Genomic DNA, 15,025 nt, shown 5'->3' with positions numbered 1-15,025 from the left:
ATATTCAAGAATGAGATTGACAATCGTTTCCATCTTCAAGATAATTTTTCCTCCACGACACAGCTCCAACCCACTCATAGCGTGTTAACACTTATTAATACTAATCCTGTACTCATAAAAAGGGACTTTTATTGATGACCATTCCAAACAGTTTTCTCAATATGAAGATCACGACTAAAATTAGTGTTGGATTTGGGGTGGTTGGCATTTTGTTTTTGGGAGTTGTCACACTTTATCATAAGACGCTCACCCAATCCTTAACCACCTTCATGGAAGATGTGTTGGAGCAGGCCGAGGTGGAAAAATCCAACGCGCAACAGTTGAATATCCTGATGCTGGAGGCCCGACGCGGAGAAAAAGATTTCTTGTTGCGCAAGGACCCCAAATACAATGACGCGGTCAAAAAACGCATCCAGGCCATGCAGCAAATCGTCGATGACATGACGGCCAATTCCCAGAAGAATCATGACCCCGAAAGTGCCCGTCTGGCCACCGAAATCAAAAAGAAGTCAGAAGAGTACCTGACCACCTTCTCGAACCTGGTCAAAAACGAAACGGAAAAAGGTCTGGATCATCAATCCGGACTCCAGGGAAAATTCCGGGACAGCGCCCACAATCTGGAGAAAAAGATCAAGAATTACGACACAGAGGCCATCTTTGTCACCCTGCTCCAAATGCGGCGTTCCGAGAAGGATTTCCAACTCAGGAAGGATCCGAAATATCTGGATCAATTAAGAATTCAGGTCAAACAATTTCTCAAGGATGTGGCAGACTCCACACTGAATGATGAAGTCAAGAAGGAACTGACAATCAAGGCGGAAACATATCTGAAACACTTCGAGGAATCTGTCACCCAGTCTCCCGAGAAAACCGGGGCAGGCTCCGACCTCTCCTTCCGCAATCTGGCGCACGACATCGAAACCGTGTTGAAACTCCGTTATGTGCCTGGATTGTCTCAGATTTATCTTGAAATCCGCAAAGATGAAAAAGATTATCTGCTGCGCAAAGACGAAAAGTACACGATCAACCTAACAAAGAAACTGGAAACTTGGCGACAACAAGTCGCGACCTCTTCCATTTCCGATGAGGACAAAACCATACTGTTGGATACCGGCAAGCAGTACCACCAGACCTTGATGCAATTGGTGTCCAAGGAGAAAGAACTCGACAACCTGATGCAACACATGCGTGCCGCCGTACATGCCATCGAGCCACTCCTGGAAAACTTGACCAAAAAAGCCTCCGAGGATATGACCACCACATCCAAAACCGCCAGCGCGTCGGCTCAACAGCAGGCCAGAATGGCGATGGGTGCCAGTGGAGTCATTTTTCTGCTGGGCTCGCTTTTTTCATGGCTCATTGGTCGAGTCATCGCCACTCCGGTCCGTACACTTCAGCAGATGACGCTGGAGTTTGGACGCGGCAATCTGACCGTCACCAACAACATCCAGCAAAAGGATGAAGTGGGCATCATGGCCTCCATCATGGCCGAGGCGATTCATAAACTCCACGCGATCATCGGTCAGGTCAAAATGGCGGCCACCGAAGTGGCTCAGGGCAGTCAACAACTGTCGGAAGCGGCTCAGGGGCTGTCACAATCCTCCACCCAACAGGCTGCATCCGTGGAAGCCACCGTATTGGCCTTGAAGGAAATCACCGGAAGCTGTCAACTCAACACAGACAGCGCCAGCACCACCCAAACCATCGCCATGAAAGCCTCCCAGGATGCCGCCAAGGGGGGAGACGCCGTGAATCAGGCGGTCCACGCCATGAAAGAAATCGCCTCGAAAATCGGTATCATTGAAGAAATCGCACGACAAACCAACCTGTTGGCCTTGAATGCGGCCATTGAAGCGGCACGGGCGGGGGAACACGGTAAAGGTTTCGCCGTGGTGGCGGCGGAGGTCAGAAAATTGGCCGAACGCAGCCAGATCGCAGCCGGCGAGATTAGTCATCTTTCCGCCTCCAGCGTTCACATTTCCGAACAGGCCGGCCTCATCATCAGCAAGCTCGTGCCGGATATTCAAGATACCGCCGAACGTATCCGAGGGATTACGGAGTGCAGCAGACAACAACGCGAAGGCATCTCACATATTGACGAAGCCATTCGTCAACTGGATCAGGTGGTTCAGCAGAATGCCGGCACATCCGAGGAGTTGGCCGCCACAGCGGAAGAATTGAACGCGCAAGCCAACCTGATGGCTCAAGCGGTTTCCTTCTTCAATATCGGTCAGCACCTCCAGTCACCCTCCAGGAAGACAACCCCTTCCCTGGCATACGACCACCAGAAATCGACACGCTTGACGCACACCCAACAAATCTCCGATCAGCGCCCCACGTCCGACGCTGCGTATGAAACCTTCTGACGCAAAAGCATCCATTCGCTTTTCCCCTCATTGCGGCGTCGCGCCCCAACCAGGCTGTCATGGCTAGCGGATGCCCCGGGGGAGACGACAACAAAAAGGCCGTCCTGGTGTGACGGCCTTTTTGTTGTTTTTCTCAACGCTGCCAACCAAAAGCCATTCAGTCGGGCTTCCGGGTCGCCTCTCCCTCATGCATGTCGATCACCTGCCCGCGACTGACAAACGATTGGGCCTGCGTACCCCAGTGATAGATCTGCACCGTCTCTAGAATCGGCTGATTGATGGCACGTTCCGCCTTCCAGGTCACGACAAAATTGGCACCCGTGCCCCCATCCCGCTCTTTGTATTCCACGAAGAACTCCATCGATCCCATGGGATGCAACGTCTTGGGGGCGCTGATGTGTTCCCTCAACACCCGGCCATGGGTGTCGTAATACTGAACCGAAGTGATGGTCAGGGGATATTTCGGATCGGTGTTGCGCACGCTCAACATCGAAGAGAGCAGAATTTCGGAAGGCTTGCCATTGTCGTTGAGATTGCCATGCATCACCGACGAGTAGACCGGCACATACACCGACTGTCCTTTGGTCAGTTGGGGTGCCTCATGGGCTTCGACCCCTCCGGCGACCACCCACAGCCCCAGAGCCAGACCTGAAAGACTCAGGGAAGAAAAACGACGCCAACCATTCATGCCTCGACTCCTTGCTCGGGTATGGGTTCAGCCAATCGACAAAAAACCCCACGGGCCTCGGTTGCCCCGATGATGGCCACCAGATCCCCGGATTGCAAGCAGAAATCCGGACCAGGATTGTTGTGCGGCACGCCGTGACGCCAGACACACAAGATGGATACCCCGCTGTTCTTGCGCACATCAATCTCCCCGATGGTACGGCCCTCCAGAGAGGAACGGGTCTGCACCGCCACCCATTCCAGATCAAACAGATTTTCGGCAGCCCGCAGATGATCCATGGAGCGAACCACCCCCTCTTCCTCCTCGCCCAGGGCGGCGTAAATCTCCCGACGGGAATTCCAGGCCAGACGATGAATGGCCGCAGGGGGCATGCCCATCAACACCATGGCGTGACGGGCCATTTCCAGACCGGCCTCCAGATGGGGCCAGACCACATCCGGAGCCTTCAATTTACGGACCTCTTCGATATGCTCCAGGCCCGTCACCCGGGTCACCACCTCCACGGCATCGTGGATCTCCCGGGCACGGGTGATCACCGCGCACGACGTGACCAGATCCGGAATCGTGATCATCAGCATGCGACACTTCTCGACACCAGCAGCCCGCAACACCACCTCGCTGGTGGCATCGCCGTACAGCACCGGAGCGCCCATTTCCTGGATCCGTTCCAGCCGATGCAGATCCATCTCCACCACCAGACGGGGCACACCGATGCGTCCCAGCAAATCCGCCACCTGACGACCCACCCGACCCGCGCCGATCACGATCACATGTCCCTCGTTGCCCTCGGCGGGCAAGGTGACGGTATCCAGGGGTTCCGCCGCGCTGCGGCGACGGGTCAGGGCGTACAACGTGGCAGTCATGCCGGAAACCAGGGGCGTCAGCAGCATGGTGACGATGGTCACGGTCAGAAAAAGGGCATAGGCATCCTTGTCGATGGAGCCTCCGGCATGGCCGATCCGGGCCAGCACAAAGGCGAACTCACCGATCTGGAACAGTCCCAGGCCCACCGCCCAGGGCACCACGTTGCCATAACCGAACAGCCGGGAGACACCAAAGAAAATCGCCCCTTTGCCCACGCCCGCCAACACCACCAGCATGGCCACCAGACCGATGTGATCCACCAGATAGGCCGGATCGAGCATCATGCCCACCGACACGAAAAACAGCATGGCGAACAGATCCCGCACCGGGGTGATGTCGCTCAACGCCTGATGACCAAAATGGGATCCCGCCAACACCATCCCGGCGACAAAGGCTCCCAGGGCGAAGGAGAGGCCCGCCAGATAGGTGGCATAGCCCACCCCCAACCCCATGGCCAACAACGAAAGCACGAACATTTCGCGGGAGTTCCAGCGGGCGATCTGGCGCATCAGCCACGGCAGGAACCGTGTTCCCACCAGCACCATGACCACCAGAAACACCACGGCCTTGAGGGCGGCCCGACCCAGCACCGAGGCTCCCATATCCGGGTGATCCAACTGGGGCAGGATGATCATCATCGGCACCACGGCCAAATCCTGGACAATGAGCATGCCGATCATCACGCGGCTGGAGAGGGTTCCCATCCAGCCCTGGTTCATCAAGGTTTTGAGGATCACCATGGTGCTGGACAACGAAACCATGGCCCCGAACCACAAGGAGACCTGCCAGGAAAGACCCGCCAGACGCCCCAGGCCATACCCCAACAGCATGCTGGCGATCAACTGCAAAGGGGTGCCCAACAGGGCCACCTTGCGTACCGGACGCAGATCCTTGAACGAAAACTCCAACCCCAACGCGAACAGCAGCAAGGCCACGCCGATTTCGGCCAGCAGTTCGATATCGTGAATCTGGGTCACGGTCACGCCGCCGGAATACGGTCCGACCGCAATTCCCGCCACGATGTAACCAAGAATCAGAGGCTGCTTGAGCAGATGGGCGATGCCCCCACCCAGCAGCGCCGCCACCACGATGATGACCATATCGGTCGCAATGCCCATGGCGCTCTCCAGTCCGTCACATGCTCCGGTTAAAAAAACCGTCCTTAGAACAATGAGCTGGAAAGATAACGATCTCCCCGGTCCGGCAACACGGTGACGATCACGCCGGGTTGGGTCAACTCTCCGGCCAGACGCAAAGCCGCCGCCACCGCCCCGCCCGCCGAATGACCGGCAAAGATCCCCTCCTCCCGGGCCAGACGATGGGTCACCTCCCGGGCCTCTTCTTCGTGGACATCCAGAATCTGATCCACCCGTTGCGGCTCGAAAATTCTGGGCAGATACTCTTTGGGCCAGCGGCGGATGCCCGGAATACGGGATTCCGCATCCGGCTGCACGCCGATGATCCGAATGGCGGCATTGCGCTCTTTCAAGGCCCGGGAGACCCCCATGATGGTCCCGGTGGTCCCCATGGCGCTGACGAAATGGGTCACCTGACCATCGGTCTGGGCCCAAATTTCCGGACCGGTGGTGCGATAATGGGCCATCCAGTTGTCGGGATTGGAAAATTGATCGAACAAAATCCCCTCCCCGGACTCCACCATCTCCCGTGCCCGATCGATGGCCCCTTCCATGCTGCCGGCCTCGGGGGTCAGTTCCAGATGGGCGCCGAACGCCTTCATGATGGCGCGCCGTTCCAGGGTCATGTTTTCCGGCATCACCAGCGTGATCCGATACCCCTTGCGGGCGGCGATCATCGCCAGGGCGATACCGGTATTGCCGCTGGTGGGTTCGATGATGCGCATGCCGGGTTTGAGCACACCCCTGGACTCGGCCCCGTTGAACAGACTCAAGGCGGCCCGATCCTTCACCGATCCCGCCGGGTTGTTGCCCTCCAGCTTGACTAGAATGCGCGTTCCCTTAAAAGGCAGGGGCAAACGGGTCAGGTCCACCAACGGCGTATTGCCAACACAGGTTTCCAAGGTGATCATCTCTTTGCACTCCCCCGGCCAATCCGCGCCAACGGATCCTGCCGAAAATAAAGTTTCAACAAGGCGTAAATTTCAGGATACCCCGCGTCGAGGCATTCCGGGTCCACAAAAAAGGTTTCACACGCCACGGCAAAAAATTCCGCCGGAGACTCCCCGGCATAAGGATCGATCAAACTTTCGCGTTGATGCCCGACCGCCTGACGCAAGGCCGTGAAGGCGGTGGTAAACTCCCGGATCCAGCAGCGGCGATCCATTCCGGAAGGTAAAGGAGGCACGCCGTCGAATCCCCCGGTGCGCCCATCCAACTGATGACACATCTCGTGAATGACCACGTTCATGGGATATTCCCAATCCCCGGCCAGATCCCGTTCCACATCCCGCCACGACACGATCACCGGACCATTGGGCCACGCCTCTCCCACCCGGGATTTGGACGGGTGGACCACGCCAGCCTCGTCCACCTCGGATCGACCGGGGGTGAACTTGCCCGGATAGACAATCAGGGTTTCCCAGTGGTCGTAGGCATCCATACCCAGTGACAGAATGGGCAGACAGGCCAGGGCGGCCAACAGCAGCCGCTGATCCTCTTCCAGCCGGACCCCACCCACCAGATCGAGATTCTTTTCGTGCAAAAACAGCTCCGCGAGCTGACGCAACGCCATGTGCTCGGCGTCGGTCAACCCCGCGAACAACGCGACACGCCGCATCAAGCGCCGCCATACCCCCTGATCCGGGGACATGGCGGCCAGAATCCGGCGACGCTTGAATGAGCGGACAAAGGAAATCAGATTGAATTCACTGCTTCAGAGCCTTGATCAGGCATCCCTGGGCCACGCAGCTCAAAGGATCCCCCGCGTACCGGACTTCGGAAAGCTCCAAAGGCCAGGAACTCTCTTCCACCTGGACGCGGATGTAGTCCAGGAATCCCCCGGCCAACGAAGTGCCTCCGGAGATGATCAACGGAATGCGATTCGGGAATCCCAGATCCAAATCCCGCCGGTCCAGCTCCTGCAAACAGCTTTTGACCACGAACTGAATAAGATTCTTGTAATAAAAACCCAACGCCTCCCGGACCTTGCGCTCTTTCTTGCGGCCCATGTCGAAGCGGTCCAGATGGAAATCCTTCTCCTTGATGGCCACCACCCGGTTGGGAATGGTACCGACCGCCATGGCCACATTGTCGTCGATCCAGTCCCCGCCCCGTCCCAGAGCGAACTCCAGCACCGGAATGGATTTGTAGACCACCGCCACGTTGGTCAATCCGGCCCCGAAGGAGATGCTGATCCCGGAAAAATCCGAATCCGCGCACTCGGCGTAGATAATGGCGGTGGCCTCGTTGAGAGGTTCGGCCTCAAACCCGATCTCATCGATGATCCGGCCCAGAATATTGCGATGATACAACACATTGGATTTGGAGTTGATGGGATCCCCAGGCACCGAATAGACACACTTGCCCGGCATCACCCCCGGTTCGATGGCCAACAGTTCACGGATCATCACCGCCAGGATATCTGTGGAGTTGATATCCTCGGGACTGATCATGCCCTTTTGCATCGAGCGGCTGAGACGGTGGCCAAAAATATTGGCAAAATTATAGGCATCGTGAGACAAAATGAACACGCCGTCATCGATGCGGGCATGGCTAATTTTGGAGAGGTCCATGCCTTCGATGTTCACGTCATCCACGGTCAGAAAGACGTTTCTCAAGCTGGAGATCTCGATTTTTCCCAGGGTATTGGCCCGGGCGCACACCAGATTCATGGTGCCCACGTCCAGTCCGAGGTTCACCTGCGGCAGACGCACCGGGGCGGGGGGACGGACGACCGGAGGGGTAGAGGAGTGCAAAACAGGCGCCGCCGGGGATGCCGGGGTGTCAGAGGATGTGCTCATGAGGCGATTTTCCTCCTGATGGGTTTTGATAAAATGGACAGGCATGAGATTTAGGTCAACCCTTTGGCAAAGTCAACGGCAATCAATCACCGCGCTGCATGGAGGCCAGTTTGCGCGCCACATCCTCGACACTGCGCTCCACGGTACGCCGGCCATGGCCCATCACCGAGCGACTCTCGGGCAGACTGGACTGAATGGCCGGGAAATAACGATCCCGTTCCGGATCGTCGCGAATTTCAAAACGGGGTGCGGGTTCGTCCTCTTCCTCATCGTCTTCGGCATCCGCCTCGACCAGGATCTTGAGCGCCTCCACCCGTTCCTCCAACGTGTGCAAACGGCCATCGATGGCCCGGGTCATGGCGAGCAACTGCTCCAGTTTATCATCCTGCCGACCCAGTTGACGCTCCTGCTGTTCCAAAGGAATCAACAACCCCACCAGCACCATCAACGCCAGAGAGGCCAGATAGATCTGCAAAGACTGATCACTGGCGTACAACAGGGCGAACCCCAATCCCAGCCCCACCAAAAGACCACGCACCACCTTGATCATTTCGTCTCTCCCCGACCCGCATCCATGGCGCTGAGCCGATTCACGCTGTGCAACAGATCACCATTGACCACCTTTTTGCCCGGAGGCGGAGGCACGCCGTCCAGTTTGCCCGCGTGAATCGATGGAATGAACGGCTCGTTCTTGCGGGTGTCGAACTGGCGTATGATATCCCGCGCCACTTCCGGATACTCCTTGGCGGTCACGCTCAGCAGTTGCCTCAAGCCATCCTGCTGGGCCTGTCGGTTCCAGCGCCGACCCAACCAGGCCAGCACCCCGGCAAACAGCAATCCTGCCACGGCGAACAACGCCCCGACCCAGGCCAGCGGCGGCTGGCCATCCGGCACCGGAGTCGAAGTCCCACCGCTTGCGGCCTGGAGCGGAGCGGTCCGCACCGCTTTTTCCAAAGCGGCGACCCGATTGGCCAGGGACTCCCCATCGGTACGGGAAAGCTCCAGGGCCGACACCCGGGACTCCAGCTTGACCTGCTGGGCCTGACTGCTTTTCAGCACCTCGGTCAACTCCCCCAACTGGCTTTGCAACCGGACCAGGATATTCTCCAGCCCCCCTCCGCTGCCCGGCGGGGCGATGCTCACCAGTTGGGATTGGGGCGGCGACGCGGCGTGAGGCTCCTCACGGGGGGCGGGTGCCGTGGTCCGTGGCTCTCCCGACGCCGCGGCGGCCACAACGGCCTCCCCGGACGGGGCAGTGGGAGAAGACGCGGAGGAGGCGGGTTTGGCCCCGTCGATGGGCACCAGCAGCACATTTTGCGGCGGGGGTGGCACGTTCTGACCTGCCAGCATCTGTTCCCAGGCCTTGGTGTGGGCCATGCACAACACCCGGGCCTGACGGTCGTTGATGGCCCGGACTTCATCCATGGAAGGGATTTTCAGAATCCCGCCGGAGATCAGATTGTTCATGTTGCCGGAGAGAAAATGTTCCGGATTGCGCTCATAGATGCCGGCCATGAACTGATGCAACGTCACGCCCTTGCTGGTGAGCAGACCACGGGCGATGGAAGTGAGGGTGTCGCCGGCCCGAACCGGACCATACTGTTTGCCGCCGGGGGACAAAGACGGACTGGTCTGGCCCGATAGACTCTTGGCCCCCTGGAGCGGAGTTTTTCCCTTGGGATTGGATTTGGCCTCGGCGGCCTTGGCCTCTTCCTCGGCCAACTTCGCCTCGATGGCCAACTGGGCCTCCAACGGCACCCTGACTTCGCCACCAGCCGCCTTGGCCGCAGGCTCTCCCTTGGCGGCAGTCTCCTTTTTGGCCGGCGCTTCCGCCTTGGAGGAAGTCTCTTTTCTGGCTGGGGTCTCCGCTTTGGGTGGGGTCTCCGCTTTGGGTGGGGTCTCCGCTTTGGGTGGGGTCTCCGCCTTGGGTGGGGTCTCCGCTTTGGGTGGGGTCTCCGCTTTGGCGACGGAGGTTTCGGTTTTGGCGGCGGACGAGACGGTCTCCCCCTTGGCGGCTGACGCCCCCGAAGCGGCCTCGGAACCCGGTTTGGCAGCGGATTTTTCCTGGGCCAAATCACCACTGGTCAGGGAGGGGGAGTTGCCCTGAATGCGAAACACCGGAAAATTGGTATGCTTGGAGGAGGTGACCCGCAACAACAGATCGAACCCCTTCGGGGACAAGGGGGTGTCGGAGGAGAGATAGACCCTGGTTTCCGACCCATTCTCGACGGTTTTGACCGTGATGTTGTCCAACGACTGGGCGCGGGTCAGACCCATGACCCGGTAATCCGTGGCATTGCCCAGCCTGACCAGCTTGATCGACTCTCCTTCGTTCAGACGCAACGGGATTTCCGCCCGGAACTTGCGGGCCGGGGGAGACAAAACCGCGATCTCTCCCACCGCGAAGGCCGCGACATCACCGGGTTGGGCGCTGGCCCAGCCGATGAGCAGAGCAATAACAATCCGGCGCTTGTCCACGTTGCCATCCCCAAGAGTTGACATGACCATGATCCCAAACCATAAAGGTACAGCATACCCCCGAGCCAGATCGGCGACAAGTTTCCGCTGGTTTCTGATTTTCAGGTGGTCAGAAACCGTTGCTCCGTCCCCTCCAGGACCAAACCAGTCAGATGCCCGGAGTGATAGGCTCCGGTATCGATGCCGATGCGGTTGGTGGTCACGACCGGAGCGGCCACCACGGTATGGCCATGCACCACCATTTTCCCAAAATGGCCATCATAATACAAAAACGGGTCTCTGATCCACAATAAATCCGGTGGTCTTTGCTGGCTCAAAGGCAGGCCGGGCCTGACCCCGGCATGGGTGAAAAAATAGTCTCCCAATTCAAAACGAAACCGTAACGATGCCAAAAAGGATTGATGCTCCACCGGCATGGCCACCAGCAATTGATCCCGCAGGTCACGCATGCGCTCTTCCGCCACAATCCGGGGCGCCACCCGCACCTGATAACTCAACGCCGTGTTCATGCCCCCGCACTGGGTCCAAAGATGGCCACCGGTGGGATTGACCAAAAAATCCTGCAACTCGGCTTCGTGGTTTCCCTTGAGAAACACTGTCTCGAAACCGGGCAATGGCTCGTTCAACAACAGGTCGATCACTCCCTTGCTGTCTTCGCCCCGATCGATGTAATCCCCCAGATAAACGATGATCCGACGCACCGAAACGGACAAACCGGCACAATCGTCCCGGATCAACCCGTGAAGAGTGCGCAGCAGGTCGGCACGCCCATGGATATCCCCCACCGCGTAAAGACGGGTATGGTCGGGAATCCGGGGCACGAACGGCACCCTCTCCTCCGGGGGCACCGGCGGCGCATTCCACTCCGCGTCGTCGTCGGAGACAGAGGAAAACAACCATCTGAAAAACCTGAGCACCGGCTTATCGCCTTGTTTTGTAAGAGTCCATGATCCATCACACACGGGTTTACCCCCCCGGCTATCTTCTGGCAAGAAAAAATCCACGTCAAGTCAGCCCGCACGGGCAAATTTGACCCCATGCCCCGGGCAATTTTTGCCCGCTTCCGCCATGGCCCGAAAACGAACAGCCGAAAAACAGCCATTTTTCCACCCGGCATAAACTTTGCGTCAAGGCTCTCCAGACCGTTTCAAACGCGAAAACGGTCCTTCGTGTTTCACGGTTCACCCTTGGGAGTTACGGATGATGATATCCCCAGTGCACATGGAATCCTGGATCGATCAAGCCCTGTCGATCGTGGAAGTCGGCCCCGAACATCCCGCCTTCGACGATGCCTGGGAGTACCTGGCCATGAGCAAAGAGCCTCAAGTGCGTCAGGCCATGCGCCAGGCCATGGAGGAAATCTTCGGCCCCCATCCCCAACCCACCGGATACGACGAACACGGAGAACCCTATTGGCGCACCGGTGTCATCGCCAACTACTTGAACATCCCGGAAGACGAAATCATCGAAACCGCCTTTGAAATGAAAGAGAAATGGGGCTATTCCGCCGGGGTCGCCCAGACCCGCGACCTGCACCCCATCCACTGACCGATCCCAACCGGCAAGCCAGGGGCCGCCCCTCGTGGATGGCCCCGGCTTCCTGGGTTTCCGGCCCATCCCCGCGCACCTTGGAATGGGCACTCCCCTGCCAAGACGCCTGTTGGACATTCCCTGCCAAGACGCCTGCACCGAACCGCCCGCTTGTCAATTCATCTTGAGTGAGTGAAGGTTCGAGGTTATTCTGACCCGATTTCACCCCCCCCACTCGTGCGCGCCATCCACAAGGGTCAAACTGCCGTGTCCGCAACGCATGCCGGATCGAAAATCATTGAAAGATTATTGCGTGATCCGATTTTCACACAATGCCATTACCCCGCGCTGGCCCGCCTGCTGCCGGCCATCGAAGAACGCGTCTGCCCCGTGGACACCGCCTTGTTCCAGGCCAACACCCCGGCGGAAGGGCTGTTTCTGGTAACCTCTGGCACAATCCGTCTGCAAAAAGAAGATGGCAGTACGGTTTTGGTGGAACACGACCGCTGCGGAGAAGAGAGCGCCACCGATTTTGCCGGCTATTTCGTGACCTGTCTGGCCATCACCCCGGTTGAGGCCCTGTTCATTCCCCGGACCGCGCTGCGGGCGCTGGTGGCGGAACAACCCCAGGTCCAGATCTCCTGCGTCGGCGCGCTGATGAGCCGCATGAGCGGTCAGCACCTCCCCACCCTGGCCCCGAAAGCCTCGACCCGCAAACCCGACGACCACACCTCCAGCCAGTCCGTGGGCTGGCTGCTGGCCACGCTGCTGCCCATCGGCGTGCTGGTGGCCGGCGAACACTGGAACCTGGATCGCAACATCTCGTCGTTTCTGGCCATCTCCGCCGCCACGGTCATGATGTGGATGTTCACCCTGGTGGACGACTACATCCCCGGTCTGTTCGCCATCGTGGCCATTCTCATGGCCGGTCTGGTGCCCCCGGCGGTGGTACTTTCCGGATTCACCTCGAACGGCTTTCTGATGGCCATGAGCATCCTGGGATTGAGCACGGTCATCGTCTCCTCCGGACTCGGCTATCGCACCTTGCTGCTGTTATTGTATCACCTGCCGGGTTCCCGCTTCTGGAACAACTTCGGCCTCGCCATGACCGGTTTCTTTCTCACCCCGATGATTCCGTCCATCAATGCCCGTCTGGCCATGGTGACCCCCTTTTTCGAGGATATGGTCCAAAACCTTCGTTTCACGCCCCAGGGTGGCGCGGCCACCCAATTGGCGGTCAGCGCCTTCAACGGGGTGAGCCTGATGTCCGCCCTGTTCGTCACCAGCAAATCGGTCAACTTCGCCCTGTTCAGCCTGCTATCCCCCCAGGCCCAGGATCAATTTCAGGGTATGGGATGGCTGACAGCGGCAAGCGTGTTCGCCCTGATCATGCTGCTGGCCCATGGGGTATGCGCCTCCGTGCTGTTGCGCAACCAGGAGTCCCCCCGACTCGACAAAACCAGACTGGAATCCCAACTGGCCCTCCTCGGCCCCCTCAAACACCGGGAGTGGGCCGCTCTGCTGGGCATCGGGGTCTTCATCCTGGGCATGGCCTCCTCCTCGCTGCACCGGATTCAACCCACCCTGCTGGGCATGGCCATTTTCTATGGTCTGCTGCTGTTTGGCTCGTTGCGAAAAAAAGAGCTGACGGAAAAGGTGGATTGGCCTTTTCTGCTGTATCTGTGCGAACTGACCGGACTGGTGAGCGTGTTCAACCATCTGGGGCTGGACCAGCATCTGGCCAGCGCGTTGCCCACACTGGGCGTCACCATGCGCGACGACTTCGGACTCTTCGTGCTGCTGTTGTTCCTGTTGGTCTCCCTGGTCCGTCTGGTGATCCCCATCAGCATCACCATCATCGTGCTGATCACCTTGTTCATCCCTCTGGCGGGAGTCTACGGGGTGAATCCCTGGATCGTAGGATTCATCATCCTGATTTTTGGCGAAATCTGGTTCATGCCCTATCAATGCTCGTACTACCAGAAATTTCAGGAGGTCAACACCTTGTACCGGGAATCGACCTTTCTGGCCTTCAACGCCTGGATGAACCTGTTCCGCCTGCTGGCGATCTACGCCTCGTTCCCCTATTGGAAAATGCTGGGCCTGTTATGAGACTCTGGACGATTCATCTCAAAAAATGGCTGATCGGCATTTTTTTCGTTCTGTCGGTGATCCTGCCCGCCTGGTTCAATGGCAGCAAACCGAAGATCATGATCCTGCACAGCTATGATAAAAATTATTCGTGGGTCAAGGATGTCAACATCGGGCTTCACCGGGTGCTGGATGACCATCGGGAGTGCGCCATCACCTGGTATTACCTGGACACCAAACGCCATCCCTGGCCGGAATTCAAAACCAACGCGGGCACCTCGATACGCCGCATGATCGATGTCGCGCCGCCGGACGTGATCATCGCCATCGACGACGACGCCCAGGATTATGTCACCCGCCATCTGATCGACCATCCCACCATCCAGATCGTGTTTGCCGGGGTCAACAATCAACCCGCCGACTACGGTTTCGATCACGCCCGCAATGTCACCGGCATACTCGAACGGCTCCCCATGGCCGCCCTCCGGGAGACCCTGCTGCTGATCGCCCAGCACAACGCCATGCGTCAACCCTTGGCCATCCGCTTCATCGGTGACCTCTCGGAAACCGTGCTGGGGGATGAAAAGAATTTCCGCGCCCACGACATGGCGCCGATCCGGGTGCTGGATTCCCGACTGGTGGATACCTTCGACGCATGGCAACAGGCGGTGCGGGAAAGCGCGGGTCAAGCGAATTTTCTGATCACTTCGAATTACCGCAAGATCCGGCGTTCGGCCACCGGTCAGGAGTTGGTGCCGGCCCAGGAGTTGATCGACTGGACCGAGCGTCACGCCACCATGCCTCTGATCGGCACCAACGGATTTTTCGCCGAGGATGGGGGCATGCTGGCCATCGGCACCTCTCCGTTTGAACAAGGCGAGGTGGCGGCCCGACTAGCCCTGACCCTGATCGGTTCCAACAAACCACCCCAACCGCCCCCCATGCGCGCCACCGAGCAGTTTGTGGTGGCCATGCGCGCTCCGCTGGTGCTGGCCCGTCATCTCACCTTGCCCCGGGTATACGAAGCGGCGGCCCGCTCCATCAACAAATATTACGAATGACCCATCAATC

Annotated in this window: 12 protein-coding genes; 4 read left to right on the top strand and 8 right to left on the bottom strand. The window is 58.5% G+C overall.

Annotation, left to right across the window (positions count from 1 at the left end):
- Nucleotides 1-269 precede the first annotated feature (269 nt).
- A complete protein-coding gene (locus HQL98_05450) occupies nucleotides 270-2,366 on the top strand; it encodes a hypothetical protein (protein MBF0271511.1) in 2,097 nt (698 codons plus the stop codon).
- 157 nt (nucleotides 2,367-2,523) lie between these two features.
- Here HQL98_05450 and HQL98_05445 read toward each other — a convergent pair whose 3' ends face one another.
- The 8 genes from HQL98_05445 to HQL98_05410 all read right to left on the bottom strand — a co-directional run bounded on the left by HQL98_05445 (nucleotide 2,524) and on the right by HQL98_05410 (nucleotide 11,181).
- Entirely contained in the window at nucleotides 2,524-2,931 is a 408-nt protein-coding gene (locus tag HQL98_05445; GenBank protein ID MBF0271510.1) for a DUF3124 domain-containing protein, read from the bottom strand.
- Between the two features lie 119 nt (nucleotides 2,932-3,050).
- Nucleotides 3,051-5,036 (bottom strand): cation:proton antiporter, encoded by a 1,986-nt coding sequence (locus HQL98_05440; protein ID MBF0271509.1) that lies wholly within the window; start codon nucleotides 5,034-5,036, stop codon nucleotides 3,051-3,053.
- A gap of 44 nt (nucleotides 5,037-5,080) precedes the next feature.
- Nucleotides 5,081-5,965: a cysteine synthase CysM gene (gene cysM / locus HQL98_05435; GenBank protein ID MBF0271508.1), complete on the bottom strand. Its 885-nt coding sequence runs from the start codon at nucleotides 5,963-5,965 to the stop codon at nucleotides 5,081-5,083.
- Nucleotides 5,962-6,705 carry a zinc-dependent peptidase gene (locus HQL98_05430; protein ID MBF0271507.1) on the bottom strand — a complete coding sequence of 248 codons (744 nt, stop codon included), beginning with the start codon at nucleotides 6,703-6,705 and terminating at the stop codon, nucleotides 5,962-5,964. Before HQL98_05430 ends, cysM begins: the two co-directional genes overlap by 4 nt.
- A gap of 55 nt (nucleotides 6,706-6,760) precedes the next feature.
- Nucleotides 6,761-7,855 carry a hypothetical protein gene (locus HQL98_05425; GenBank protein MBF0271506.1) on the bottom strand — a complete coding sequence of 365 codons (1,095 nt, stop codon included), beginning with the start codon at nucleotides 7,853-7,855 and terminating at the stop codon, nucleotides 6,761-6,763.
- A gap of 82 nt (nucleotides 7,856-7,937) precedes the next feature.
- Nucleotides 7,938-8,405 carry a hypothetical protein gene (locus tag HQL98_05420; GenBank protein ID MBF0271505.1) on the bottom strand — a complete coding sequence of 156 codons (468 nt, stop codon included), beginning with the start codon at nucleotides 8,403-8,405 and terminating at the stop codon, nucleotides 7,938-7,940.
- Nucleotides 8,402-10,357, bottom strand: coding sequence for a hypothetical protein (locus tag HQL98_05415; protein MBF0271504.1), 1,956 nt, complete (start codon nucleotides 10,355-10,357; stop codon nucleotides 8,402-8,404). The genes HQL98_05420 and HQL98_05415 overlap by 4 nt, the downstream gene beginning before the upstream one ends.
- Nucleotides 10,358-10,434: 77 nt before the next feature.
- Nucleotides 10,435-11,181 carry a serine/threonine protein phosphatase gene (locus tag HQL98_05410; GenBank protein MBF0271503.1) on the bottom strand — a complete coding sequence of 249 codons (747 nt, stop codon included), beginning with the start codon at nucleotides 11,179-11,181 and terminating at the stop codon, nucleotides 10,435-10,437.
- A gap of 352 nt (nucleotides 11,182-11,533) precedes the next feature.
- On the opposite strand from HQL98_05410, the gene HQL98_05405 reads away from it, so the two are divergent.
- From HQL98_05405 to HQL98_05395, 3 genes are all read left to right on the top strand, one after another.
- Nucleotides 11,534-11,881 (top strand): hypothetical protein, encoded by a 348-nt coding sequence (locus HQL98_05405; GenBank protein MBF0271502.1) that lies wholly within the window; start codon nucleotides 11,534-11,536, stop codon nucleotides 11,879-11,881.
- Nucleotides 11,882-12,130: 249 nt separating this feature from the next.
- Nucleotides 12,131-13,975 carry an anion permease gene (locus HQL98_05400; GenBank protein MBF0271501.1) on the top strand — a complete coding sequence of 615 codons (1,845 nt, stop codon included), beginning with the start codon at nucleotides 12,131-12,133 and terminating at the stop codon, nucleotides 13,973-13,975.
- Nucleotides 13,972-15,015 carry a hypothetical protein gene (locus HQL98_05395; GenBank protein ID MBF0271500.1) on the top strand — a complete coding sequence of 348 codons (1,044 nt, stop codon included), beginning with the start codon at nucleotides 13,972-13,974 and terminating at the stop codon, nucleotides 15,013-15,015. The genes HQL98_05400 and HQL98_05395 overlap by 4 nt, the downstream gene beginning before the upstream one ends.
- Nucleotides 15,016-15,025 lie beyond the last annotated feature (10 nt).

Source organism: Magnetococcales bacterium (assembly GCA_015231755.1).
In the GTDB taxonomy this organism is placed as follows: Bacteria; Pseudomonadota; Magnetococcia; order Magnetococcales; family Magnetaquicoccaceae; genus Magnetaquiglobus.
This window is presented reverse-complemented; position numbering and strand designations above follow the sequence as displayed.

Bases quoted from the DNA above. Each gene is read 5' to 3' on its own strand.
- HQL98_05395 (MBF0271500.1), top strand. From the start codon at position 13,972: ATGAGACTCTGGACGATTCATCTCAAAAAATGGCTGATCGGCATTTTT.
- HQL98_05420 (MBF0271505.1), bottom strand. From the start codon at position 8,405: ATGATCAAGGTGGTGCGTGGTCTTTTGGTGGGGCTGGGATTGGGGTTC.
- cysM (MBF0271508.1), bottom strand. From the start codon at position 5,965: ATGATCACCTTGGAAACCTGTGTTGGCAATACGCCGTTGGTGGACCTG.
- HQL98_05450 (MBF0271511.1), top strand. From the start codon at position 270: ATGGAAGATGTGTTGGAGCAGGCCGAGGTGGAAAAATCCAACGCGCAA.
- HQL98_05440 (MBF0271509.1), bottom strand. From the start codon at position 5,036: ATGGGCATTGCGACCGATATGGTCATCATCGTGGTGGCGGCGCTGCTG.
- HQL98_05405 (MBF0271502.1), top strand. From the start codon at position 11,534: ATGATGATATCCCCAGTGCACATGGAATCCTGGATCGATCAAGCCCTG.
- HQL98_05430 (MBF0271507.1), bottom strand. From the start codon at position 6,705: ATGTCCCCGGATCAGGGGGTATGGCGGCGCTTGATGCGGCGTGTCGCG.
- HQL98_05425 (MBF0271506.1), bottom strand. From the start codon at position 7,855: ATGAGCACATCCTCTGACACCCCGGCATCCCCGGCGGCGCCTGTTTTG.
- HQL98_05415 (MBF0271504.1), bottom strand. From the start codon at position 10,357: ATGTCAACTCTTGGGGATGGCAACGTGGACAAGCGCCGGATTGTTATT.